Annotated in this window: 23 protein-coding genes and 1 pseudogene; 17 read left to right on the forward strand and 7 right to left on the reverse strand. The window is 63.0% G+C overall.

All coding sequences use genetic code 11. The annotated features are described in order from the left end of the window. Positions 1-6 precede the first annotated feature (6 nt). The 3 genes from ACFUOZ_RS05610 to ACFUOZ_RS05620 form a co-directional block, all read right to left on the reverse strand. Complete coding sequence (locus tag ACFUOZ_RS05610) at positions 7-957, reverse strand: 1,4-dihydroxy-2-naphthoyl-CoA synthase (RefSeq protein ID WP_262275861.1); 951 nt, start codon at positions 955-957, stop codon at positions 7-9. Positions 958-978: 21 nt separating this feature from the next. Continuing rightward, complete coding sequence (locus tag ACFUOZ_RS05615; RefSeq protein ID WP_377545605.1) at positions 979-1416, reverse strand: VOC family protein; 438 nt, start codon at positions 1414-1416, stop codon at positions 979-981. Between the two features lie 122 nt (positions 1417-1538). After that, a complete protein-coding gene (locus ACFUOZ_RS05620) occupies positions 1539-2267 on the reverse strand; it encodes a CPBP family intramembrane glutamic endopeptidase (protein ID WP_377545607.1) in 729 nt (242 codons plus the stop codon). 51 nt (positions 2268-2318) lie between these two features. On the opposite strand from ACFUOZ_RS05620, the gene ACFUOZ_RS05625 reads away from it, so the two are divergent. From ACFUOZ_RS05625 to ACFUOZ_RS05640, 4 genes are all read left to right on the forward strand, one after another. Beyond that, positions 2319-3263: a metal ABC transporter substrate-binding protein gene (locus ACFUOZ_RS05625; protein WP_377545609.1), complete on the forward strand. Its 945-nt coding sequence runs from the start codon at positions 2319-2321 to the stop codon at positions 3261-3263. After that, entirely contained in the window at positions 3260-3994 is a 735-nt protein-coding gene (locus ACFUOZ_RS05630) for a metal ABC transporter ATP-binding protein (protein ID WP_377545611.1), read from the forward strand. The genes ACFUOZ_RS05625 and ACFUOZ_RS05630 overlap by 4 nt, the downstream gene beginning before the upstream one ends. 3 nt (positions 3995-3997) lie before the next feature. Then, positions 3998-4861 (forward strand): metal ABC transporter permease, encoded by an 864-nt coding sequence (locus ACFUOZ_RS05635; protein WP_377545613.1) that lies wholly within the window; start codon positions 3998-4000, stop codon positions 4859-4861. Between the two features lie 214 nt (positions 4862-5075). Further along, positions 5076-6539 (forward strand): amino acid permease, encoded by a 1464-nt coding sequence (locus ACFUOZ_RS05640; RefSeq protein ID WP_377545615.1) that lies wholly within the window; start codon positions 5076-5078, stop codon positions 6537-6539. Between the two features lie 55 nt (positions 6540-6594). On the opposite strand, the gene ACFUOZ_RS05645 is transcribed toward ACFUOZ_RS05640, so the two are convergent. After that, entirely contained in the window at positions 6595-7530 is a 936-nt protein-coding gene (locus ACFUOZ_RS05645; RefSeq protein ID WP_377545617.1) for a DUF559 domain-containing protein, read from the reverse strand. A gap of 159 nt (positions 7531-7689) precedes the next feature. Here ACFUOZ_RS05645 and ACFUOZ_RS05650 point away from each other — a divergent pair, with 159 nt between their 5' ends. The 13 genes and pseudogenes from ACFUOZ_RS05650 to paaZ all read left to right on the forward strand — a co-directional run bounded on the left by ACFUOZ_RS05650 (position 7690) and on the right by paaZ (position 20189). Continuing rightward, positions 7690-8148 carry an SRPBCC family protein gene (locus ACFUOZ_RS05650; RefSeq protein ID WP_377545619.1) on the forward strand — a complete coding sequence of 153 codons (459 nt, stop codon included), beginning with the start codon at positions 7690-7692 and terminating at the stop codon, positions 8146-8148. Next, a complete protein-coding gene (locus tag ACFUOZ_RS05655) occupies positions 8145-8801 on the forward strand; it encodes a pentapeptide repeat-containing protein (protein WP_377545987.1) in 657 nt (218 codons plus the stop codon). Before ACFUOZ_RS05650 ends, ACFUOZ_RS05655 begins: the two co-directional genes overlap by 4 nt. A 131-nt stretch (positions 8802-8932) precedes the next feature. Then, the gene (locus tag ACFUOZ_RS05660; RefSeq protein WP_377545621.1) at positions 8933-10159 is read left to right on the forward strand and encodes a thiolase family protein; all 1227 of its coding nucleotides are present in this window, start codon (positions 8933-8935) and stop codon (positions 10157-10159) included. Beyond that, on the forward strand, positions 10159-10956 hold the full coding sequence (locus ACFUOZ_RS05665; protein WP_377545623.1) for an enoyl-CoA hydratase/isomerase family protein: 798 nt from the start codon (positions 10159-10161) through the stop codon (positions 10954-10956). The genes ACFUOZ_RS05660 and ACFUOZ_RS05665 overlap by 1 nt, the downstream gene beginning before the upstream one ends. Beyond that, positions 10953-11816: a 3-hydroxyacyl-CoA dehydrogenase family protein gene (locus tag ACFUOZ_RS05670; RefSeq protein ID WP_377545625.1), complete on the forward strand. Its 864-nt coding sequence runs from the start codon at positions 10953-10955 to the stop codon at positions 11814-11816. The genes ACFUOZ_RS05665 and ACFUOZ_RS05670 overlap by 4 nt, the downstream gene beginning before the upstream one ends. A 26-nt stretch (positions 11817-11842) precedes the next feature. Beyond that, positions 11843-12100 carry a GNAT family N-acetyltransferase gene (locus ACFUOZ_RS05675; protein ID WP_377545627.1) on the forward strand — a complete coding sequence of 86 codons (258 nt, stop codon included), beginning with the start codon at positions 11843-11845 and terminating at the stop codon, positions 12098-12100. Beyond that, a pseudogene (locus ACFUOZ_RS05680) lies at positions 12088-12438 on the forward strand (GNAT family N-acetyltransferase); the annotation flags it as partial. The gene ACFUOZ_RS05675 and the pseudogene ACFUOZ_RS05680, both read left to right, overlap by 13 nt. 8 nt (positions 12439-12446) lie before the next feature. Further along, a complete protein-coding gene (locus tag ACFUOZ_RS05685; protein WP_377545629.1) occupies positions 12447-12875 on the forward strand; it encodes a hypothetical protein in 429 nt (142 codons plus the stop codon). Between the two features lie 158 nt (positions 12876-13033). Further along, positions 13034-13948 carry an SGNH/GDSL hydrolase family protein gene (locus ACFUOZ_RS05690; protein ID WP_377545631.1) on the forward strand — a complete coding sequence of 305 codons (915 nt, stop codon included), beginning with the start codon at positions 13034-13036 and terminating at the stop codon, positions 13946-13948. 91 nt (positions 13949-14039) lie between these two features. Beyond that, positions 14040-14747: a tyrosine-protein phosphatase gene (locus tag ACFUOZ_RS05695; RefSeq protein WP_377545633.1), complete on the forward strand. Its 708-nt coding sequence runs from the start codon at positions 14040-14042 to the stop codon at positions 14745-14747. A gap of 56 nt (positions 14748-14803) precedes the next feature. Continuing rightward, positions 14804-15787 (forward strand): glycosyltransferase family 2 protein, encoded by a 984-nt coding sequence (locus tag ACFUOZ_RS05700; RefSeq protein WP_377545635.1) that lies wholly within the window; start codon positions 14804-14806, stop codon positions 15785-15787. A gap of 188 nt (positions 15788-15975) precedes the next feature. Then, positions 15976-17880, forward strand: a complete 1905-nt coding sequence (locus tag ACFUOZ_RS05705) for an S-layer homology domain-containing protein (protein ID WP_377545637.1) — start codon at positions 15976-15978, stop codon at positions 17878-17880. A gap of 209 nt (positions 17881-18089) precedes the next feature. Continuing rightward, positions 18090-20189 carry a phenylacetic acid degradation bifunctional protein PaaZ gene (gene paaZ, locus ACFUOZ_RS05710; RefSeq protein WP_377545639.1) on the forward strand — a complete coding sequence of 700 codons (2100 nt, stop codon included), beginning with the start codon at positions 18090-18092 and terminating at the stop codon, positions 20187-20189. A 461-nt stretch (positions 20190-20650) separates the two neighbouring features. Here the strand turns inward: paaZ and ACFUOZ_RS05715 are convergent, their stop codons facing one another. Genes ACFUOZ_RS05715 through ACFUOZ_RS05725 form a run of 3 tightly spaced genes read right to left on the reverse strand, consistent with a single transcriptional unit; the run spans position 20651 to position 23110 of the window. After that, positions 20651-21253, reverse strand: coding sequence for a TetR/AcrR family transcriptional regulator (locus ACFUOZ_RS05715; protein ID WP_144659187.1), 603 nt, complete (start codon positions 21251-21253; stop codon positions 20651-20653). 36 nt (positions 21254-21289) lie between these two features. Beyond that, on the reverse strand, positions 21290-22627 hold the full coding sequence (paaK, locus tag ACFUOZ_RS05720) for a phenylacetate--CoA ligase PaaK (RefSeq protein ID WP_377545642.1): 1338 nt from the start codon (positions 22625-22627) through the stop codon (positions 21290-21292). Between the two features lie 9 nt (positions 22628-22636). Further along, complete coding sequence (locus ACFUOZ_RS05725; RefSeq protein WP_377545644.1) at positions 22637-23110, reverse strand: hotdog fold thioesterase; 474 nt, start codon at positions 23108-23110, stop codon at positions 22637-22639. Positions 23111-23177 lie beyond the last annotated feature (67 nt).

A 23177-nucleotide genomic window follows, 5' to 3' on the forward strand; every position in this document is an offset into this window, starting at 1 on the left:
CCGGTCCTAGAAGTAGTAGGGGAAGCTGGACCAGTCGGGATCGCGCTTCTGGAGGAAGGCTTCCTTCCCCTCCACGGCTTCGTCCGTCATGTACGCAAGGCGTGTGGCCTCGCCGGCGAAGACCTGCTGCCCGGCGAGCCCGTCGTCAGCCAGGTTGAAGGCGAATTTGAGCATGCGGATGGCTTGGGGCGACTGGCGGGCGATGTCCGCAGCGTACTCGAGGGCGACCTCTTCCAGTCGTTCGTGGTCCACGGCTTCGTTGACTGCGCCCATGCGGACCATGTCCTCTGCGGAATACTCGCGGGCAAGGAAGAAGATCTCACGCGCGGCCTTCTGCCCGATCTGGCGGGCCAGCAGCGCAGAGCCGTATCCGGCGTCGAAACTTCCCACTGTGGCGTCCGTCTGCTTGAACTTGCCGTGCTCGCGCGAGGCGATGGTGAGGTCGCTGACGACGTGCAGCGAGTGCCCACCGCCTGCCGCCCAACCGTTGACGACGGCGATGACCACCTTGGGCATCGTCCGCATGAGCCGCTGGACTTCCAGGATGTGGAGTCGGCCGGCGCGGGCGGGATCGATGGTCTCCTGTGTGTCGCCCTCTGCGTAGCGGTAGCCGTCGCGCCCACGGATCCGCTGGTCTCCACCGGAGCAGAACGAGTGGCCGCCGTCCTTCTCGGAGGGACCGTTGCCGGTGAGCAGAACCGTCGCGACGTCGGGGGTCATCCGGGCGTGGTCCATGGCGCGGTAGAGCTCATCCACGGTGCCCGGGCGGAACGCATTGCGGACTTCGGGGCGGTTGAAGGCGATGCGGACGGTGGGGAGGTCCTTGACCGAGCCGTCGGCGGAACGCTCAACCTGCCGGTGGTACGTCATGTCCTTGAAGTCATCGAAGCCGGAAACTGTGCGCCAGCGCGATGGGTCAAAGATGTCGGAAACCTTGGCAGGGAGATCGTTGTTCACACTCCGAGTCTAGTAATGGCCTCAGCTGATGCAGAACTCGTTGCCTTCCGGGTCTGCCATGGTGTGCCATTCGTGGGGTCCCTGGCTGGCGGTCCACAGGTGCCTGGCGCCGCGGGCTTCCAGTTCCTTGCGCACAGCATCCTTGTCCCGGCCGTCCAGTCGGACGTCCCAGTGCACCCGGTTCTTCACGGTCTTGTCGTTCGGGTCCGTCTGAAAGAGGATGCGCCGGCCGGTCTTGGGGTCCGGGTCCTCGGCCGGAACAATCGCGCAGCCATCGGCCCAGACGAGTTTGCCGTTGTGCGTGATGGTCTGGTCCTGCGTCGCGAAGCCCTGCTCGATCATGGAGCGGATGAACGCCTCGTCCTGGGGCTCCACCTTCCATTCGAGGGTCTCAGCCCACCAATCGGCGAGGTCGTGGGGCTTTTTGCAATCGACTACTACCTGGATGTTCAGTGACATGCCCCCAAGCTATTCCGACGGCGGGTGGCTGGGTAGGGGGATGCGGTCACCTTCCGTCCGGGTTACCCAAGTAGGTAACAGCAGATGTCGCAATGAGGGCTTAGTGGGACGTTTGCTGTTACTCAGTTGGGGAGGAGCTCCGGGGGCACCGCGTAGATCAGCACAACGGCCATCAGGTTCTTCGCGGCATGCACGAAGTAAGAGAACATCAGGTTCTTCCCCGTCCAGACATACACGGCCACCAGGACCGTGGCCATCCCCAGGTAGGGTGCCAGGGCTGACAACACCAGGCCTTCACGGCCCACCACATGGATCGAAGCAAAGACCACCACGGAGATCACGCAGCAAATCCAGATATTCACACGCTGCGACAACTTCCCGATCAACAGGTGGCGGAACAGGTACTCCTCCACGAACGGCCCCAGAACCACCAGCAACGGCACCATAAGCCAGGCCGGAACATGCTGCAGCAATCCCTGGATGCCCAGCTGGTTCTCGGAACTCTGGGCGGTCCCGAAGGCGGCGACCAGGATCGCTGTGAGGATGAGCATCACCACGATCGCGAGCGGAATCATGCCCAGGGTGAACCACGGCCGGGTTCCCAGGATCTTGAGGTCGCGCCCCACCACGCGCCAGGCTGACGCCACCGCAAATATTCCGACGCCGGCATAGAAGATCGCGTTGACCGCATAGGATGCGGTGGCCGGGTCCGCGAACAGCTGAAGCATGAGCCGTTGTACCGCTCCGCCGGCGAAGGTGAAGTAGAGGGTGAAACCGAGATAGGCGGCCACGGCAAGGGCATCCAGGGCAGTAAACCTGTACAAAGATGCCTTGGTGTGAAGAGTGCCCATGTGTCCAGCCTAGCTTTGCCGCGCAGCCCCCGCTTGGCTACACTTTTCGGTATGCCTAACTTTTCATTTCGGCGCGCCAAAGTTGTCCGCCGTCTGGCTGCTGTCCTCGCCGCGCTTGCCCTGATTGTGGGCTTGTCCGCCTGCGGGGGTGCCTCGCCTGCCAGCAACGACAACCGGCCCGTTGTCCTGACTACATTCACGGTGCTGGCCGACGTCGCCAAGAACGTCGCCGGGGACAAGCTGCGCGTGGAGTCCATCACCAAGGCAGGGGCCGAAATCCATGGCTACGAGCCCACCCCCGGGGATATCCGCAAAGCCGCCCAGGCAGACCTCATCCTGGACAACGGCCTCAACCTCGAAGCCTGGTTCTCCCAGTTCGTCGAAGGCCTGGACGTCCCGCACGCCGTCGTGAGCGAAGGCGTGGACGTCATGCCCATCGCGGAAGACTCCTACCAGGGCAAACCAAATCCGCACGCCTGGATGTCGCCCAGGAACGTTCAGCTGTACGCCGGCAACATGGCCAAGGCTTTCGCCAAGCTGGACCCCGCCAACGCGTCGGCATACGAAGCCAATGCGAAGGCTTACAGCGCCGAACTCCAGACCGTCCAGGATGAAATGGTGTCCAAGTTGTCCGTTCTTCCTGAAGCACACCGGGCGTTGGTGACCTGTGAGGGCGCCTTCTCCTATCTCGCCAGGGATGCCGGCCTCAAAGAGGTCTACATCTGGGCAGTGAACGCTGAACAGCAGGCTACGCCCCAGCAGATTGCCCGGGCCATCGAGTTCGTCAAGGACAACCAGGTCCCCGCAGTCTTCTGTGAATCCACGGTGTCCGATGCCCCCATGCGGCAGGTAGTCGGTGCCACCGGTGCCACATTCGGCGGGGTGCTCTACGTTGACTCGCTGTCGGAAGCCGATGGACCAGTGCCTACCTACCTGGACCTCATCCGCCATGATGCGAAGACCATCACCACGGCACTGACAGGAGGCGCCCAATGAGCACACCGGCAATCGTCGTCGACAATGTGACGGTCCACTACGGAGACGTCCTGGCCCTGGATTCGGCGTCACTGACCCTCGACCATTCGCGGATCTGCGGGCTCGTGGGCATGAACGGTTCGGGCAAGTCCACCCTGTTCAAGACAATTATGGGCATGGTGAAGCCGGACAGTGGCAAGGTACTCATCAACGGCCACCCGCCCGTGAAGATCCGCAAAGAGGCCGGCATCGGCTATGTTCCCCAGAGCGAAGATGTGGACTGGGCCTTTCCCTTGTCCGTCCGCGATGTGGTGATGATGGGCCGCTACGGGCAACTTGGCTTGACGCGCCGCCCCCGGAAAGTGGACCGCGACGCCGTCGAAAATGCCTTGGAACGCGTGGAGTTGGGCGAGTTCGCCGACCGCCAGATAGGACAACTGTCCGGCGGCCAAAAGAAGCGGGCATTCGTGGCCAGGGGCATTGCCCAAGGTGCCACCATGATGCTGCTGGACGAACCGTTTGCCGGCGTGGACAAGCGCTCCGAGGCTACGATCACCAGGCTCCTTCGCGAGCTCGCCGCAGATGGTGCCACCATCCTGGTGTCCACGCACGATCTTCACGCCCTCCCGCAGCTCTGCGATGAGGCCGTGCTCCTGATGCGGAAGGTGCTCATGCACGGTAGCCCGGACGTTGTGCTGCAACCGGAAAACCTGGCCATGGCCTTCGGACTCGACGTCATGAACAGGGGCTGAGCAATGGAATTCCTGCTGGAACCCCTTAGCTACGACTTCATGGTCCGTGCCCTCGCGACAACTGCTATTGCCGCCGTCGTGTGCGCGGTCCTGAGCTGCTGGCTCGTCCTCATCGGCTGGTCCCTCATGGGCGACGCTGTCTCGCATGCGGTGCTGCCCGGCGTCGTGCTTGCCTACATTGTGGGGGCGCCTTTCGCGCTCGGTGCGTTGGTTTTCGCGCTCATCGCGGTGACCCTGATCGGGGTAGTGCGGAACACGAGCCGGGTGAAGGAGGATGCGGCAATCGGCATTGTGTTCACGTCGCTGTTCGCCCTGGGACTGGTGCTGATCTCCGTGACGCCGAGCCAGACCGACCTCAACCACATCATTTTCGGCAACCTGCTGGGCGTCAGCATGGCTGACCTGGTCCAGGTGGTGGTCCTTGGGGTGGTGGCTTTCGCCATCCTCATCCTCAAGCGCCGCGACCTCACCCTCTATGCCTTCGACCCCACGCATGCGCACGCGATCGGCCTCTCGCCGCGCCGTCTGGGGGCCTTGCTGCTGGGCTTGCTTGCCCTGACATCGGTGGTGGCCCTGCAGACCGTGGGCGTGGTCTTGGTGGTGGCCATGCTGATCATCCCTGGCGCCACGGCCTATCTGCTGACTGACAGGTTCTCGCGCATGCTGGTCATCGCGCCGGTGATCTCAGTGGTGTGCTCCGTGACGGGCATCTACCTGAGCTACTACCTGGACACGGCTTCCGGCGCCATGGTGGTGGTCACCCAAGGTGCCGTGTTCGCCGTCGTATATCTGTTCAGCCCACGGCAGGGCCTCATCGGTACGCGCTTGGCGAAGGCCCGCAGGAAGCGGGCTACCGCCGTCGCGTAGCGGCGGCGGGGTGGTGCCAGCTGTTGCCTGCGTCACGGGTCGGCCGTCACATGCCGTAAGATGGACGGGTTGCGCGAACGTTCGGCGTTCTGCGGCATGCGTCACACAGCGGGTCCCTCAAACGGGAAAAACCCGAATTTTGTGTGCCAAATCCGCCCGTGCTCCGGCACCGGCGCAACCCCAACAGCAACACCCCGACCCACAAGGAACAGCTGTGCCGCAAAGTACCCCCACAGATCTCAAGAACCAGACGGCCTCAACCACCGCCGTCGGTTCCTCCCTCAGCGCCGAGGGATACAAGAAGACCCTGAGCCGCCGCCACGTCACCATGATCGCCATGGGTGGCGCCATCGGCGTCGGCCTCTTCATGGGTGCCGGTGGCCGCCTGGCCTCCACCGGCCCGGCCCTGATTTTCTCCTACGCCATTGCCGGCGTCATCGCCTACCTGCTGATGCGCGCCCTCGGCGAACTCATCATGTACCGCCAGACCTCCGGTTCCTTCGTGAGCTACGCCGGCGAAATGTTCGGCAAGAAGGGCGCCTACCTGTCCGGTTGGATGTACTTCATCAACTGGGCCATGACAGGCATCGCCGAGCTCATCGCAATCGGTCTGTACTTCCAGTTCTTCTTCCCCAACGTGCCGATTGAACTGTCCGCCATCGCAGCATTGGTGCTGTTGGTGGCCGTGAACCTGTTCAGTGTCAAGGCGTTCGGAGAATTCGAATTCTGGGCTTCCTGCCTCAAGGTTGCCGCGATCGTGATCTTCCTGGCTGTTGGCACGTTCATGGTTGTCACCAACGCCAAGGTCGGCGAGGGCCACGCGTCCGTAGCCAACCTCTTCCATGATGAAGGCGGCATGTTCCCTAAGGGCGGCCTCGTGATGATCCTGGTCCTCAACGCCGTGATCTTCGCCTACAACGCCATTGAACTCGTCGGGATCACCGCCGGTGAGATGGAGAACCCGGAACGCGAAGTTCCCAAGGCGATCCGCGCCGTCGTCGTCCGCATTGTGGTGTTCTACGTCGGTTCCGTGACTCTGCTTGCCATGCTGCTGCCCTCCGATCAGTACAAGGCCGGCACCTCGCCGTTCGTGACGGTCTTCGGGCAGATGGGCCTGGGCTGGATGGGCGATGTGATGAACATGATCGTCATCACCGCCGCGCTGTCCTCCTGCAACTCCGGCCTGTACTCGATCGGCCGCATCTTCCGCACCATGGCCAACAACGGCCACGCCCCGCAGTGGCTGACAAAGATGTCCTCGCGCCACGTCCCGTACGCGGCCATCCTGGCCATTGGTGGCGTGTACCTGGTGGGCATCCTGCTGAACATCTGGCTCGGTGGTTCGCACGCTTTCGACCTCGCGCTGAACACCGCCTCCATTGGCGTCATCTTCACTTGGGGTTCGATCTTCGCAAGCCAGATCGCCCTGCGTCATAAAAAGGGCAAGGTGTCATCCCTGCCGATGCCCGGTTCGCCGTGGACCAGCTGGCTGGGCCTCGTGGCACTGCTGGCCATCACCGTGCTGATCGGTTTCGACACCATGACCGACAAAGCCACGGGCGAGGTCTTCCTCCTGGGCCTCTGGACCCTGGCGACCATCCCGTTCTTCGCCCTGGTTCTGTGGCTTGGCTGGCAGAAGGTCAAGAACAACGAGCCCAAGAGCGAACTGTTCAGCTAGCAACTGACTGGCATTAGTGGTTGTTATGAGCCCTCAGAACAACCACTAATGCCAGTTACATGGGCGTCCAACCTTGCCCAATCAGCGCATTCCGGACTTTGGATACAGCTTGGCGAGCGTCGTTTCCCATGTGGCGTTTTGAAATGCGAACAAGGGTCCATCCGGCTCGACTGAAATCTTCTTCCCGCTCAATGTCGCGGATAATTTGGGCAGGATCCGAGTGGCCCTCGCCGTCATATTCGACTGCCACCCGGAGCCCGGGACAGGAAAGGTCGGGTTGACGCACGACGCCGGAACCCAGTTCGGTGGGCCGGTTGACCTCCACTTGCGGCAACTTTGCCCGCTCAAGTGCCAGCCGAAGCCGCGTTTCGGGCGCGGAATCGGCTCCGACGCGGGCCTGCTCCAAGGCAAGGCGCGCCTTCCTGATTCCGGGCGTTCCTTTGTGGCGGTCCAGCATGGTTTCAAGATCTTCGCGCGTGCAGTAAGGATCGCTGCGCCCCTCGAACTCAACCCGTGGTACCCGCAGCAGGTGATCAGCCACGACGGTGATCTCGTCAATGCTCATCTTCCGGGAGCAATCGAGCCACGTCCGTGCCCTGCTGGTGATCAACAATCCGTTGTGGTTGGCAATTTCGTCCTCGAAGAACTGTCCGACATGTCCCACCACACCTTTCCTCCTCGGGATTGCCATGGTGTCGGGCCGGGAAATGTGGATGACGGATTCATGGCTGCCCGGCAGGAATCCAGGAAATTCCCAGAGCACGAACGCCGTAGCGTGGGATGCCGCGGAAAACGGCGTAATGACGGTGTAGGGCCGGATCGCCACGGAGAGTCCCATCGCGTTGTCCGAAGCGGGGCTCCGTATGCCTCTGCTTGGTGAGTCCAGCCCCCTGTGCCTCCACCGCTGACGGGAGACGCCGGCGTCGAGCGCTTCTTGCCAGGTGAAAGGGGCGACTTTAAGGCGATCAGGCAGCTGCTTGGGAATGCGCATTCCTCCATGCTGGCAAATTCCTGATGCGGGCGGGCGGTTATCCACAGGCCGCACGTACTCGCTCCCAACTGACTGGCATTAGTGGTTGTTTTGAGCGCCCAGAACAACCACTAATGCCAGTCAGTTGGGAGTGTCGTAGCTCGGGTCTAGGCTCGATGTATGGAGCACACCACCACCTTGACGCAGCACGTAAACGCCGTTCCGGAGAAAGTCTGGGCCGTCATCTCGGACATCCCCGGCTCGGCAGGTACCCTGTCCGGCATTCATTCCATCCAGATGCTCAGTAAGGGTCCGTATGGCGAGGGCACCCGCTGGAAGGAAACGCGTACCATGATGGGCCGGCAGGAAACCGTCGAGATGTGGGTATCGCAATCGGATCCGCCCCGCAGGACCACCGTGAAGGCACTCCAAGGCGGGGCGGACTACACCACCCGCTTCGACCTCGTGGAACGCGGCGGCGGCACGGACCTCACCCTCACGTTCGGCGCCGAGGTCATCAAGCCCACGCTCCTGAGCCGGATCGGCATGGCCTTGTTCGGAAAGATCGGGATGGGCATCACCCGCAAGGCCCTCGGCAAGGACCTCGCGGAGATCGCGGCGAAAGCGGAGTCGCTCTGATGGCAGCGAAGGTTGCGGCCCCCAAGATTTCCCCGGTGCGGTTTGAGGAACTGCGCGACGACGACGCCCCGGACTTCCAGCGCGGCGAACGGTACGACGGCGTCCGGCTCACCAAGGTTTCCGCGGACGGCGAGGAACTCAGTGGTGCGGATTTCATCGAGTGTGAGTTCAACGGGGTGTCCTTCAACGAGGCACAACTGCGCGGGGCAACGTTCCGCGAGTGCGTTCTGGCTGAGCCGTATGCGCCCGTACTGATGGCTGCGCGGACGTCCTGGCAGGATGTGGAGATCACCAACCCGCGATGGGGTTCGGCCGAACTCTACGAGGGCACCTGGCGTTCAGTCCGGATCGACGGCGGCAAGCTGGACTACGTGAATCTGCGCGGCTCCAAGCTCATGGACGTCCAGATCTCGGATTGCATCATCAACGAGCTCGATCTCGGCGGTTGCGCGGGGACCAGGGTGGCGCTGAAGAACTGCACGATCGGCACCCTGGATGTCACCGGTGCCAAGCTCAAGGACGTGGACTTGCGGACCTCGGAGTTCCGGGGAATCAACGGCTTGGCCGGGCTGGCAGGGGTTGTCATCGACGATTACCAGCTGAGCTTGATGGCGCCCTTGCTGGCCGGACATCTTGGAATCCGGGTGATCTGAGGTGGTGGAGGGGCGGTCCGGCGGAGAGCTTCATCTGTTGACCGTCCCGCTGGGCCGTGTAATCTTTATAGAACGAACGGTCGGTATATTATTCCGTGCCGGTCCCTCTCACTTTCGCGAAGGATGTTCTCATGGTCGAGGCTTTTCTTGTTGGCGGCGCACGTACGCCTGTCGGGCGCTACGGTGGCGCACTGTCCTCCGTCCGCCCCGACGACCTCGCAGCATTGGTGGTCCGGGAAGCGGTGGCGCGTGCCGGCGTCGACCCTGACTCCATTGACGAGGTGATCCTTGGCAACGCCAATGGCGCCGGTGAGGAGAACCGCAACGTCGCCCGCATGGCAACCCTCCTGACCGGACTTCCCCTCCACATCCCTGGCATCACGGTCAACAGGCTCTGTGCCTCCGGCCTGAGCGCCATCATCATGGCCAGCCAGATGATCAAGTCCGGTGCCGCGGACATTGTGGTGGCCGGTGGCGTCGAGTCCATGAGCCGTGCGCCGTGGGTGCAGGAGAAGCCCGCCACGGCGTTCGCCAAGCCGGGCCAAATCTTCGACACTTCGATCGGCTGGCGCTTCGCCAACCCGCTCTTCACCAAGGGTGAGCTGTCCCGGGACGGCAAGATGACCTACTCCATGCCGGAAACTGCAGAGGAAGTGGGCCGGGTGGACAACATCTCCCGTGAGGACGCAGACGCCTTGGCTGTTCGTTCACATGAGCGCGCCCTGGCAGCCATAGCCGGGGGTCGGTTCAAGGACGAGATCGTTCCGGTAACCGTCAAAACCCGGAAGTCCGAAACCGTGGTCGACACCGACGAGGGCCCCCGCGAGGGAACCACCATGGATGTGCTGGCCGGGTTACGGCCTGTAGTCCCTGGTGGATCCGTAGTGACCGCAGGCAACTCTTCCACCCTCAATGACGGCGCGTCGGCGATCATCGTGGCTTCGGAAGCCGCCATCAAGAAATTCGGCCTCACGCCCCGCGCCCGAATTATCGACGGCGCTTCGGCAGGTTGCGAACCCGAGATCATGGGCATCGGCCCCGTCCCGGCTACGCAGAAAGTCCTGGCCCGGACCGGGGTTGCTGTTGACCAGCTCGGTGCCGTAGAGCTCAACGAAGCCTTCGCCACCCAGTCGTTGGCGAGCATGCGTCGCCTCGGGCTGGACCCCGGCATCGTTAACAACGACGGCGGTGCCATCAGTTTGGGACACCCGCTCGGTTCCAGCGGCTCACGGATCGCCATTACGCTCTTGGGCCGCATGGAGCGCGAACTCGCCTCAGCGACCGGACCCAAGCTGGGTCTGGCGACTATGTGCATCGGCGTCGGCCAAGGTACTGCAATGCTGCTGGAAGGCGTGTAATGGCACTGAACCCTGAAGACTTCTCAGCGCTCCTGATTGAAGAGCGGGAGGACAGGCTCATCGTCCTCCTGAACCGTCCAGAGGTACGCAACGCGATCGACCAGACGATGGTGGATGAACTCCACGCAGTGTGCGCCGAGCTGGAACGCAACCCGAAAGTGCTGATCATCGCCGGAACCGATGGGGTGTTTGCTTCTGGTGCGGACATTGGGCAGTTGCGTGAACGGCGTCGGGACGACGCTTTGCAGGGCATCAATTCAACGATCTTTGTCCGCATCGCCAGGCTGCCCATGCCGGTTATTGCGGCCCTGGACGGGTACTGCCTGGGCGGGGGAGCGGAGCTCGCTTACGCCGCAGACTTCCGGATCGGCACGCCAAGTGTCCGGATCGGAAACCCGGAGACGGGCCTGGGCATCATGGCTGCCGCCGGTGCCACGTGGCGCCTCAAGGAATTGGTGGGGGAACCGAAAGCCAAGGAGATCCTCTTGGCAGGCGCGGTCCTGAGGGCCGAAGAAGCGCTCCGGATCAACCTCATCACCTCCATTGTTGAAGCGCCGGAGCTGATGGACGCTGCACACGCCCTCGCTGATCGGATCGGTCGCCAGGACCCGATGGCCGTTCGCATCACCAAGTCGGTGTTCCATGCTCCAGCGGAGGCCCACCCCCTCATCGACACCCTGGCGCAGGGCATACTCTTCGAATCCCAGGCAAAGTTTGACCGCATGCAGGCGTTCCTCGACAAGAAGTCGGACAAGAAAACAGCAGACGAAACTACGCAGGACAGGACCCAGAAATGACAGACGCTCCCTCCATCCCGCACGTCGTAGGAGTCCTGGGCGGGGGCCGGATGGGCGCCGGCATCGCGCACGCCTTCCTCACCAAGGGCGCAACGGTGATCGTGGTGGAGCGCGATCACGAGGCCGCAGCGGGCGCCCACACCCGGGTTGCCGACGCTGTGGCGAAGTCCGCAGCCCGTGGCACGCTCAATGAATCGGCCGAAGAGGCCATGTCCCGCTGCAGCACCTCCACGGATTACGAATCCTTCATCCACTGCGGCCTGGTGGTGGAAGCTGTTCCCGAAGATTTCGATCTCAAGGTCTCAGCGCTCAAAGCCGTGGAAGACCATCTGTCAGGGGACGCGTTCCTGGCTTCAAACACGTCATCGCTGTCCGTCACGGGACTCGCCAACGAACTCCGCCGGCCCGCCAACTTTGTTGGGCTGCACTTCTTCAACCCGGTGCCCGCCTCCACGCTGATTGAAGTGGTGCTGGCGAAAGAGACGTCTCCGGAACTGGCTGAAGCGGCGAAAAACTGGACGGAGGCACTCGGCAAGACCGCCGTCGTCGTTAATGACGCTCCCGGCTTTGCTTCCTCGAGGCTTGGCGTGGCCATTGCCTTGGAAGCGATGCGCATGGTCGAGGAAGGCGTCGCGTCCGCCAAGGACATCGACGCTGCGATGGTTCTTGGCTACAAGCACCCCACGGGCCCGCTGAAGACCACGGACATAGTGGGATTGGACGTCCGGCTGGGGATCGCCGAGTACTTGCACTCCACGCTTGGTGACCGCTTCGCCCCGCCGCAGATCCTGCGGGACAAAGTCGCGCGCGGCGAGCTCGGCCGCAAAACGGGTAAGGGCTTCTTCGAATGGAACGACTAGGCTTCGCAGCCGGTTAGGCTGGCCGGGTGACTTCAATCGAACCCATCACCCTGACCGGAAAACTCGTGACCCTCGAGCCGTTGGCGCCGGAGCACCACGATGGTCTGGTGGACGCAGCCCGGGACGGTGACTTGTGGACCCTTTGGTACACCTCGGTTCCCACGCCGGAGGGTATGGCAGCCGAAATTGAACGTCGCCGGTCGCTTCAGGATGCGGGTTCCATGCTGCCCTTCGCCACTCGGCTCAACGCTACGGGCAAGCTCATCGGCATGACCCCTACATGAACATCGACGCCGCCACCCCCCGCGTGGAGATCGGCTCCACCTGGAACGCGGCGTCGGTGCACGGCACGGGAACCAACCCGGATTCCAAACTGCTCCTGCTCAGGCACGCGTTTGAAACCCTGGGCTGCCCGGCCGTGGAGTTCCGCACGCACTGGCTGAACCACCAGTCCCGCGAGGCGATCGCGCGTCTGGGGGCCAAGCAGGATGGGGTGCTTCGGAACCACTCGCGCACCAAGGACGGCGTGCTTCGCGACACGGTGGTGTTTTCCATCCTCGAGCACGAGTGGCCAGCAGTGCGGACCGGTCTGGATTACCGGCTGTCGAGGTACGGGGCGTAGCCAACACTGTGACAACACTCCGGAAGCCCAGATTCAGTCTCCGCACAGCCATCGTCGCCATCGTCCTGGGAATCTTATGGTTCCTTCTCTTCAATAACGCGCTGGCACCCGAAGGGGCCGTTGAAGCGCAGGGGACTGTCGTTGACCAGGAAATCAGTGGCAAAGGTTTATGTGAACCCATCGCCACTGTGGTGGTTGACGGCGTCACCTACCGGACCCCGCCAGGCACCAGCGCCAAGCCCTGTGCGTATGGGATCGGTGATTCCATCGATGTTAGGTACCATCCGGATGACGTGGCCGGAACATTGGAAATTCCCCTTGAAGGGTCCTCGAAGAAGGCGGTCGCGTTGCTCCCGTTGGTGGGGGTGGTGCTGCTGATCGGCGGCATTGTGTCTCTGGCGGGGAACATCATCTACCGCCGACGGATCAAAGCCTGAACACCCTGCTGCGAGGTCTTTTCCCTGCTTGCCGGCAGGCGTAATCTGGCCACACATTGCCCCGGTATGCGGCCGACTGGTGGGCGAGCCGCGACATCCGCGAACAGCTGAAGATCGGATTGCCGGAGCCCCATCACCGCAAATAAAGGGGATTAATCATGGCAAAGCAAAATACACGACGCCGGATCCCGGCTTTGGTCGGCGGCCTCGCCATCGCGGCGCTCACGTTGGGGTTCACCGCCGCTCCTGCCACCGCAGCGCCGCCGCCACCGCTCGACTATGTCGCGCTGGGTGATTCGTATACGGCTGGCACGGGGGCGGATGGGCTCTACTGGCCCGACGATGAAACATGCTGGCAAAGCGAAGGAGGATACGTCGACCTTGTGGCTGCGACAGGCCGAGTGGACCTTGTGGCGAACGCTGCATGTCATGGCGCCTTCCTGGTCCCGTTGGGAAGAGCAACGCCGATAAACGCGCAGCTCGCAGGGCTCATACCGGGATCCCTGAATGCGACAACCGATTTGGTAAGCATCACGGCGGGAGCCTTGGATGCGGGTAGCGGACTGGCCCTGCAGGCCTGTTCCACACCCGATGCCCAACTGTGCTCCCTCACGGTGGCCGGTACCATCAGCAATCTCCAGTCCGGTTCGCTCCAAGGTGCTTTGGCCCTCACCTATCAAACGATCCAGGCTGCTGCACCGAATGCCACCATCACTGTGCTGGGATACCCCCGGCTTTTCGACCCAGCCCAGGGTGACATTGTTGTCAACGGAATCACGGTGGTTCCCGTGGTCAACCAAATCCTGGTCAACCAGGCCATTGACGCCCTCAACGCCACCATTGCCAAGGCCGTAAGAGCCAGCAGTACCAACGCCGTCTTCATAGATGTCACCAAACGCTTCCGCGGCCACGCGGTTAACTCGGATAATCCTTGGCTTGTGTTGCGCCTGGCCCCCGTGCTGCCCAATACGCGTTTGCCCGACGCCAACTTCCACCCCAACGACGCCGGACATCAGGCCTACGCGTCAGCACTGCTCTCCACGGTAAAACCCGCCAAGCTGGTGAAGCAGTAACTCACGTTGTCAACCCGCTGATCAGTTGCCGGCAAACAACGGATCAGCGGGTTCGCCACGGTTCCACCCTGATGTGCTTAGCATGGCTTCCATGGACGGGACTTCTTCAGCGCACCAAAGTGTCCACTGGGACGGCGCTGTTAACGCCTGGAAGATCGCCGGGGACGTATACCGGATGGGTCGCCAAGAATGGGTCACCGGGGCCGGTTGGCAGCAGATGTACGACGACGGCGTCCGCACCGTGATCGACCTCCGCGCCTCGCGCGAGCGTCGGCAACGCGACACCGATCCCGAGGTGCCGGAGGACGTGAAGGCGCGTATCGCCGTCGTACATTGCCCAACTGAAGATCCGGACCATAGCCAATTCGGGGAGCTGTTCGGCCCGTATTTGAAGGACCCGGCACAGTATGGCGACTACCTGCAGCTGTTCGGAGAGAAGATCGCGGCGGTGTTCAAGGCGATAGCTGCCTCGCCGGGCAAAGTGGTGGTGCATTGTTCGGCTGGCCGGGACCGCAGCGGGATGATTGCAATGATGCTGCAGCGGCTCGCAGGGTTCTCCGATGACGAGATAATCCGCGGATACGAGCTCGCGGCACGGGGGATCAACGAGAGGCACCGTACGCACGGGGCGCCCCATGCCCACGACCCCTATCTTCCCGATGAGCAGCTCGAAGCCTTGCTGGCGGAGCGTCTGTCCAGTCTGAGGCTCTTCCTGGCGTCGGTTGATGTTGCTGGTTTCCTGGAGGCCAATGGCCTTGCCGCCCGGGAGGTAACGGCAGTACTCAGCAAACTCCGCTGACCCGACGCTGCTAACATGCAGAGTTGACTCACTCCCAAGCCCCTGGATGGAACCGCATGACTCACGGCGCCCGTGTCACTATCGTGACCCGAACCAAGAACAGACCCGTTTTCCTGGCCCGCGCGCTGGATGACATTTTTGCGCAAACTTTCCAGGACTTTGAGTTGGTCATCGTCAACGACGGCGGCGACCCGTCCGACGTCGAGCGCCTCACCTCCCAGCGGCCGGACGCGGAGAGGGAACGTATCACCACCCTCCACCACCCGGAATCAGCGGGAATGGAAGCAGCCTCAAACGCCGGCGTGAAGGCGGGGAGTGGCGAGTTTGTCGTCATCCACGATGACGACGACTTCTGGGCGCCCGACTTTCTCGCCCGCACTGTGGCCTATCTTGACGAACCCGCGCATGCTGCCGAGACCGGCGTGATGGTTCGGACCGAAATCGTCATCGAGGAATTGGTTGATGACAGGATCGAGCCTGTCCGACGCGAGATCTTCTGGGCCGGGATGCGGCAGATAACCCTCTCGGACATGCTGAAGATCAACCGGGCTGTCCCTATTTCATTCCTGTACCGCCGCAGTGTCCATGAAGCTGTGGGGTTCTACAACGAGAACCTCCCTGTGGTGGGCGACTGGGAGTTTCACCTGCGCGTGTTGAGCCATTCGCGGGTGGGCTTTCTCGACGGCGAACCCCTCGCTTTTTGGTCCCAGCGCCCCGAATCAGAGGGGCACGACGGCAACAGCATCTTCGCCAAGGCGGCCGAGCACGCACAGTACGATGCCTTGGTCCGCGATGAGCATCTCCGCGACGGCGTGGCCCGGAATGGTCTGGGCACGATGCTCTACCTGACCCGTGTCCTGACCGAGCAGGAGGAACTTATCGTTGCCCAGCAGCGGCGCCTGGACGAGACCACAGCCAAACTTGATCACATCCTTGATCGCCTTGAAGCCCTCAACCAGACGGTCGTGACGCGGACCAGCGTAGGGGAGTTCCTGAAAAAGCCCATGCTGTTGGCAAGGAAGTTCGGACTCCGCCACTGACGCTCGTTCACGTCCCGCTTGATTGGGCTGGACGCTCGTTCACGTCCCGCCTGTTTGGGCTGGACGCTCGTTCACGTCCCGCCGTCATCTGAACGCGCACTATCGACTATGCAGGCACAAGCCCCTATGATCACGTTGGGCCGCCAATCGATGCGGCCCTTCGTTCGCATAAAATTGGGGGACCCTGCATGGGGATATCTCGCGGCCTTTTTCGGCTCGCTCTCGCACTTGTGGCAGGCCTTGTCCTCGCCATCCTTCCTGCCGGTTTGGCATCGCCGGCCCTTGCCGCGGCTACAGGAAGCATCTCCGGGACCGTCACGGTCCCAGCCGGCGTAAATCCAGCGGACATCACCGTTTTCGCGGAAGGTCCGCAGGGGTCCATTTCGGCTCCCGTTAACTCTGACGGAACCTATGTGGTCAAGGGCTTGGAAACGGGAAGCTATAAGGTACATTTTTCCTACCTATGGTCGCCGTCGCCCGTGCTGAGCACCTATTATCCGAGCGCTTCGCGGGATGAAGCGACTTCGATCTCCGTCACCGCGGGGGCGGGTGTCACGGGGATCAACCAGACTCTCAGTCCGGCTGCGAGCATTTCGGGAAAAATTATCCTTCCGGGTGGGGCCTCCTACAACGGTCAAGCCATGATTGAAGCTGGTCCGGATTTCACCAGGAATGCGTTTGTCAGCTCAGCTTTGATCAATGCTGATGGGAGCTACGAAGTCGGCGGACTGCCTGCGGGAACGTACAAGTTGCATTTCAGGACCTTCAGCGCGGAGTGGGCAAACATGTGGCATGGCGGGGTTGCCGGGGCGGGTACTTCGCCTTGGATCACCGTGGCTGCTGGGCAGCGACTTGAGGGCATCCAGGATTCCGCGGTCGCAGCGGCAACCATTTCCGGTTCCGTCGCTGGTGGCCCTGTCCCCGGTCCCGTGATGAGCGGTCCAGGCATGAGCATTTCCGCCGTTTCGCAGGACGGGACGGTTGCTTCCTCCACGGTCATGGAGACGTCGCAGACCACGTACGCACTGAAGAACCTGCTGCCTGGTTCGTACAAGATCCAGTTCAACCGCACGCCCGGTTTCATTTCTGCTTATGAGGCACAGCTTTACAGGGATCTTCCTGAATCCAGTGGCGCGGCCAACGCCACCCCGGTGGCAGTTGCGGCAGGACAGGCTGTTTCAAACATCAACGCAACTGTTCGCGCTGGTGGAACCCTCACGGGCAAGGTACTGGGCGCCAATGGCGCGCCCTTGGCGAACACGCGAATTAATGTCTACACAAAGAACGGATCGCTGGTCGCCCGATTCTCGTACACCGCTGGTGACGGGACTTTCAAAGTTACGGGTCTGAGCACCGGGCTATACTTTGTTTCCGCTGCGCCTGATGGCGGCCCGGGCCCCATCTTCTCGGGGAACGTCGTCAATGAGCTTCACGCGCGTTCCGTTTCGAGTTTCGTCGGGCAGAACACTGATATCGGTACCTTGAGTTACGCCACGGCCACCGAGGGAAAGCAGGGTTTCGACGACGTCCCTCTCGGTTCGCAGTTCCAGGACGAGATCCAGTGGCTGGCTGATCAGGGTATCTCCACGGGCTGGCCGGCGGGCGATGGTTCCAAGACCTACCAGCCTCTGAGCCCGGTCAACCGGGATGCGATGGCCGCTTTCATGTATCGCTTGTCGGAGAAGCCTGACTTCGTTGCACCGTCCTCCTCGCCGTTCGCGGACCTTCCGGAAGGGGCCCAGTTCTTCAAGGAAATCACGTGGCTTGCGGACAAGGGCATCTCCAAGGGCTGGGAGGAGTCCGACAAGACCAAGACCTACAGGCCGCTGCAGCCGGTCAACCGTGACGCGATGGCGGCGTTCATGTATCGGTTGGCGGGGGAGCCGGAGTTCACTGCGCCCACTGTTTCGCCGTTTGTTGATGTGCCCACCACGGCCCAGTTCTACAAGGAGATCACTTGGCTTGCAGCCCAGGGCATTTCCACGGGATGGGTTGAGGGTGTGAACAAGTCGTTCAAGCCCCTGCAGCCGGTAAACCGGGATGCGATGGCGGCGTTCATGTTCCGTTACGACGCCAAGTTCGGCGTCAAATAGCCTGACCAAAGGCAATCAGAAGGGCCGGTTCCGCTCAGCCGGGGCCGGCCCTTCGCCGTACCCTCCCCGTCTACCGTGGGAAATTCCTGCTGTACTCTCCCGGGCATTCATGTACCCTGTATATATTACCGAACGGCCGGTCAGTAATGTTGGCACTGAGCCAGCATGGACCGTGCCGATTTCCTGTGCCTTGGAAGGACCTGTCGACGATGACCACTACCGCAGTCGCCCCGGAAACCACAGCCGTTGCCACCGTCCCCAGCTTCGTCCGGAATGCCTGGTGGACCCCGGCACCTGATGCGAAGAAAGTCCCGGTCCGCGATGCCAGCACCGGAGAAGTCCTGGCGAACGTGAGTACCGACGGTCTGGACCTGGCCGCCGTCGTCGATTTCGCCCGCACCACAGGCCAAGCGGAACTCGGCAAGTTGACGTTCCACCAGCGGGCGCTCAAGCTCAAAGAGCTCGCCATGTACCTCAACGGCCGGCGAGAGGAACTGTACGCATCCTCATCGCAAAGTGGCGCCACCAAAATTGACAACATGATCGACATCGACGGTGGCATCGGCGTGCTCTTCACGTTCGGCTCCAAAGGCCGGCGCGAACTGCCCAACTCACAGGTTGTGGTGGATGGTCCCATGGAGATCCTGTCCAAGGACGGTTCCTTTGCAGGCGAGCACATCTACACGCGCATTCCGGGTGTTGCCGTGCAGATCAACGCCTTCAACTTCCCGGTATGGGGCATGCTGGAGAAGTTTGCTCCTGCCTTCCTGGCCGGCGTTCCCACCATCGTCAAGCCCGCGACGCCCACCGGCTACGTTGCCGCCGACGCCGTCCGGGCGATCGTCGAGTCCGGGATACTGCCGGAGGGCTCGCTTCAACTCATCTCCGGTTCGGCCCGCACGCTCCTCGATGAACTCGATTACCGCGACCTCGTCTCCTTCACCGGCTCGGCATCAACTGCCAAGTCGCTCAAGTCGCACGCGAACGTTGTGCAAGGCGGCGTCCGCTTCACTTCGGAGACTGACTCGCTCAACGCTGCCATCCTCGGCCCCGACGCCGTTCCCGGCACCCCCGAGTTCGACGCCTTCGTCAAGGCCGTCGTCACGGAGATGACAGTCAAGGCAGGCCAGAAGTGCACCGCCATCCGCCGCGTGATCGTCCCTTCGGAGCTGACCTCCGACGTCGCTGCCGCCATCGGTGCCCGGATCAACGAGCGCGTTGTGCTTGGTGACCCGCGCGCTGACGGCGTGACCATGGGAGCACTGGCGTCGCTGGAACAGCTCGCCGATGTCCGGGCTGCTGTCCAGTCAATGCTCGACGCCGGCGGCGAGCTTGCGTACGGAAGTCTGGATTCGCCGTCGGTCACCTCCGTTGGAGGCGCCGTAGGCGTCGTCGAGGACGGTGCGTTCATGTCGCCGGTTCTCCTGAGCTGGAGCGACCCCGAGGCCGAAGAAGTGCACTCGTTGGAAGCTTTCGGTCCCGTTTCCTCGGTCCTTGGTTACAGCGACCTCGCGGACGCTGTGCGGCTGGCCGCCCGCGGCTCCGGCTCGCTGGTGGCTTCTGTGTGCACCAATGACCCCGCCGTTGCCCGGGAGTTGGTGACTGGAATCGCTGCCCATCATGGACGTGTGCATATGCTAAACCGCGAAGACGCACGTTCCTCCACGGGCCACGGTTCGCCTGTCCCGCACCTGGTCCACGGCGGCCCCGGCCGCGCTGGCGGCGGCGAAGAACTGGGCGGCATCCGCTCGGTTCTGCACCACATGCAGCGCACTGCCATCCAGGGTTCGCCGAATATGCTCACCGCCGTCACCGGTCAGTGGCACACGGGCGCTGACCGGAACTTCACGGTGGACACCGAAGGTGAGCACCCGTTCCGCAAGTCGTTGGCGACGCTGAGGATCGGCGACGCCGTTCGCTCCGAGCTGCGGCAAGTGGCCCTTGAGGACATCACGGCGTTCGCGAACTCCACCGGCGACACCTTCTACGCCCACACCAACCAGGAAGCTGCCGCAGCCAACCCGTTCTTCCCAGGCATCGTGGCGCACGGGTACTTGTTGCTGAGCTGGGCTGCCGGGCTGTTCGTCGAGCCGGCTCCGGGTCCCGTCCTGGCCAACTACGGACTGGAGAACCTGCGCTTCATCACGCCCGTGGCTGCGGGCGACTCCATCCGGGTGACCTTGACCGCCAAGAAGATCACTCCGCGCGAGACCGACCAATACGGCGAGGTTGCCTGGGACGCTGTCCTGACCAACCAGAACGACGAGATCGTGGCAACCTACGACGTCCTGACCCTCGTCGAGAAGTAACCCTCGCTCACGTCCCCCGGGGTTGGGGCGAACGCTGGCTCACGTTCCCCGGGGTCGGGCTGGACGCTGGTTCATGTTCCCGGGGGTTGGGCTGGACGCTGGCTCACGTTCCCGGGGGTTGGGGCGAACGCTGGCTCACGTTCCCCGGGGTCGGGGCGAACGCTGGCTCACCCAAACGATGAAACGCCTTTCCGCGCGCTGTGGGAAGGCGTTTCGCGTCGGGGGTGTGCGCGAGCGTGCGGCTCAAGGGGAGGGGATGTGCGCGAGCGTGCGGCTCAAGGGGAGGGGGTGTGCGCGAGCGTGCGGCTCAAGGGGAGGGGGTGTGCGCGAGCGTGCGGCTCAAGGGGAGGGGGTGTGCGCGAGCGTCCGGCCCAAGGGGAGGGGATGTGCGCGAGCGTCCGGCCCAAGGGGAGGGGATGTGCGGGAGCGTGCGGCTCAAGCGGGTGGGATGTGAGCGGGCGTCAGGCGGCGCTGTGGAGGCCGTCGAAGGCCATGGTGATGACGTCGTCCGCGAGCTTCTCGGGGGACAACGAGCCGCCGGGCTTGTACCACTCCACGATCGAGTTGATGGTGCCGAACAGCAGACGGGTCACGGTGCGGGGATCGATGTCCTGGCGCAGGGAGCCGTCGTCGCGGGCGGCGGAAATCAAGGCCGCAACCTTGTGGTCGAAAGCACGACGGCGTTCCAGGGCGTCACGCTCGATCTCCGTGTTGCCACGGAGCCGCAGCAGCAGTGTGACGAACGGCAGGCGATCCACCAGCACGGCGATGGTCTGCCGGAGCACGAATTCCAGCCTGGCGTCGGCAGGACCTGAGGTAGCGGCCGGCTCCTCCAGGATCGCCTCCAGGCCACCCAGTGCGTGGTCCAGGGCGAGCTTCAGGAGATCGCCCTTGGACGGCACGTGGTGGTAGATGGCTGACTTGGAGATCCCCAGGTTCTCGGCCAGGATGCCCATGGACGTAGCGTCGTAGCCGTGCCGGTTGAAGACGTCGACGGCGATGCGGAGCACCGACTGTTGGTCATAACCGGGCCGTCCGCGCTTGGTGGTGGTCTCAGTAGGCATGCTGGCATTTTCTCACGTTCTGAACGGCAGAAGCCGCTAGCCCTTGGGGCGCATGTCGTAGATCCGGCGGAGTTTGCCGTTGGACCGCTCAAGGGAACCGGGCTCAACGACGTCAACGACGCAAGAGGACCCAACGTGAATCTTGATCTGCTCCCGCAAGGTGTGTGCCGCCGTCGTACCGGCCTCAACGGGGACGGACTCACGGCGCTCAATGCGGACCGTCAGCGAGTCCATGCGCTTGCCCTCGGGCCGGGTGATTTCCAGCTGGAAGTGCGGGCTGAGCTCGGGGATGCGGAGGGCGATTTCCTCGATCTGCGAGGGGAAGAGGTTCACACCGCGCAGGATGATCATGTCGTCGCTGCGCCCCGTGATGCGGCCCATGCGGCGGTGTGCCGGGCGTGCGGTGCCGGGAAGCAGGCGGGTGAGGTCCTTGGTGCGGTACCGGATGATGGGCAGGGCTTCCTTGGTCAAGGAGGTGAAGACCAGCTCACCGGGCTCGCCATCGCCAAGGACCGTGGAGTGGTCGAACGGATCGATGATCTCAGGGCGGAAGTGGTCCTCCCAGATGTGGCAGCCGTCCTGGGTTTCAACAGCTTCACCGGCGACACCCGGGCCCATGACTTCGGAGAGCCCGTAGATGTCCGAGGCCTTGATGTTCATGGTGGTTTCGAGCTCGTGGCGCATTTCCTCGGTCCACGGCTCGGCACCCAGAACGGCGTACTTGAGTGAAGTGGAGGTGGGGTCGATGCCCATGTGTGCCATGGCGTCGGCGATGGTCAGCAGGTAGGTGGGCGTGGCCAGGATGGCGTCCGGCTTGAAGTCCTGGATGAGCTGGATCTGGCGTTCGGTCTGGCCGCCGGACATGGGGATGACGGTGCAGCCGAGTGCTTCGGCGCCAGCGTGAGCGCCGAGACCGCCCGTGAACAGGCCGTAACCGTACGCGTTGTGGACCTTCATGCCGGGGCGGACGCCCGAGGCACGCAGGGAGCGGGCCACCAGCGTGGCCCAGTTGGCGAGGTCGTTCTTGGTGTAGCCGACCACCGTGGGGCGTCCTGTAGTGCCGGAGCTGGCGTGGATGCGGGCCACCTGGTCCTGCGGGACGGCGAACATGCCGAACGGGTACTCCAGGCGCAGGTCTTCCTTGGTGGTGTACGGGAACTTGCCGAGGTCGCCCAGCTCACGCAGGTCGCTGGGGTGTACGCCGGCTTCGTCGAACTTGCGCTTGTACAACGGCACGCGGTCGTAGGCGTAGGCAACCGTGTGCTGGAGGCGGGTGAGCTGCAGGGCCTCGAGCTCGTCGCGGGAGATGGTCTCTTCACGGTCCAGCACGGCATCGGCGGGTGATACGGGTGCGGCCACGGTGTTCTGGGTCATTGGGGGTTCCTACTTCTTGGAGATGGTCCGGCTGCGGCCGCGGAACTCAGCGATGAGCTCACCCGGCTGGGCGTCGGCAGGGGAGGAGGCGTCGGCAGGGGAGGGGGTGGCGGCGAAGATCTGGATGTCGTACAGGCCGCTCCTGCCGGTACTGGCGCGTCGGTTCGCGACGGCGGTAATCACCTGGCCTTGGAAGGCCGGCTTGATGAAGTTGATGTCGACGCCGGAGGCTACAGTGATGGAGCCGGCCTCCTCGGGCGTCGGGCTGGCCGGGTTGCAGGCCAGAGCGAAGGCTGTGTCGCCGAAGGCAAAGATCATTCCGCCGTGGGCCATTCCGAAGCCGTTGAGCATCTCCTGCCGAAGGTGCATGCGGATGGTGGCGTGGCCGTCGTCGAGCTTGAGCACCTCGATGCCCATCCATTCGGACGCGTAGTCGTTCGTCAGGATGTGGTGCGAAGCACCGGAGAGGGTTGTTTCAACCATGCGTCATTGCCTCCAGCTTTATTTACCGAATGTTCATTAGGTAATCCCAGATCGCGCCACGTGTCAA

Origin of the sequence: Paenarthrobacter sp. NPDC057355 (assembly GCF_042667405.1) — a bacterium.
Lineage (GTDB): Bacteria > Actinomycetota > Actinomycetes > Actinomycetales > Micrococcaceae > Arthrobacter.

What these genes read in the sequence shown, in the direction of transcription:
- ACFUOZ_RS05615 (WP_377545605.1), bottom strand. Translation starts at nt 1,416, where the DNA reads ATGTCACTGAACATCCAGGTAGTAGTCGATTGCAAAAAGCCCCACGAC.
- ACFUOZ_RS05620 (WP_377545607.1), bottom strand. Translation starts at nt 2,267, where the DNA reads ATGGGCACTCTTCACACCAAGGCATCTTTGTACAGGTTTACTGCCCTG.
- ACFUOZ_RS05625 (WP_377545609.1), top strand. Translation starts at nt 2,319, where the DNA reads ATGCCTAACTTTTCATTTCGGCGCGCCAAAGTTGTCCGCCGTCTGGCT.
- ACFUOZ_RS05630 (WP_377545611.1), top strand. Translation starts at nt 3,260, where the DNA reads ATGAGCACACCGGCAATCGTCGTCGACAATGTGACGGTCCACTACGGA.
- ACFUOZ_RS05635 (WP_377545613.1), top strand. Translation starts at nt 3,998, where the DNA reads ATGGAATTCCTGCTGGAACCCCTTAGCTACGACTTCATGGTCCGTGCC.
- ACFUOZ_RS05645 (WP_377545617.1), bottom strand. Translation starts at nt 7,530, where the DNA reads ATGCGCATTCCCAAGCAGCTGCCTGATCGCCTTAAAGTCGCCCCTTTC.
- ACFUOZ_RS05650 (WP_377545619.1), top strand. Translation starts at nt 7,690, where the DNA reads ATGGAGCACACCACCACCTTGACGCAGCACGTAAACGCCGTTCCGGAG.
- ACFUOZ_RS05660 (WP_377545621.1), top strand. Translation starts at nt 8,933, where the DNA reads ATGGTCGAGGCTTTTCTTGTTGGCGGCGCACGTACGCCTGTCGGGCGC.
- ACFUOZ_RS05665 (WP_377545623.1), top strand. Translation starts at nt 10,159, where the DNA reads ATGGCACTGAACCCTGAAGACTTCTCAGCGCTCCTGATTGAAGAGCGG.
- ACFUOZ_RS05670 (WP_377545625.1), top strand. Translation starts at nt 10,953, where the DNA reads ATGACAGACGCTCCCTCCATCCCGCACGTCGTAGGAGTCCTGGGCGGG.
- ACFUOZ_RS05690 (WP_377545631.1), top strand. Translation starts at nt 13,034, where the DNA reads ATGGCAAAGCAAAATACACGACGCCGGATCCCGGCTTTGGTCGGCGGC.
- ACFUOZ_RS05695 (WP_377545633.1), top strand. Translation starts at nt 14,040, where the DNA reads ATGGACGGGACTTCTTCAGCGCACCAAAGTGTCCACTGGGACGGCGCT.
- ACFUOZ_RS05700 (WP_377545635.1), top strand. Translation starts at nt 14,804, where the DNA reads ATGACTCACGGCGCCCGTGTCACTATCGTGACCCGAACCAAGAACAGA.
- ACFUOZ_RS05705 (WP_377545637.1), top strand. Translation starts at nt 15,976, where the DNA reads ATGGGGATATCTCGCGGCCTTTTTCGGCTCGCTCTCGCACTTGTGGCA.
- paaZ (WP_377545639.1), top strand. Translation starts at nt 18,090, where the DNA reads ATGACCACTACCGCAGTCGCCCCGGAAACCACAGCCGTTGCCACCGTC.
- ACFUOZ_RS05715 (WP_144659187.1), bottom strand. Translation starts at nt 21,253, where the DNA reads ATGCCTACTGAGACCACCACCAAGCGCGGACGGCCCGGTTATGACCAA.
- paaK (WP_377545642.1), bottom strand. Translation starts at nt 22,627, where the DNA reads ATGACCCAGAACACCGTGGCCGCACCCGTATCACCCGCCGATGCCGTG.
- ACFUOZ_RS05725 (WP_377545644.1), bottom strand. Translation starts at nt 23,110, where the DNA reads ATGGTTGAAACAACCCTCTCCGGTGCTTCGCACCACATCCTGACGAAC.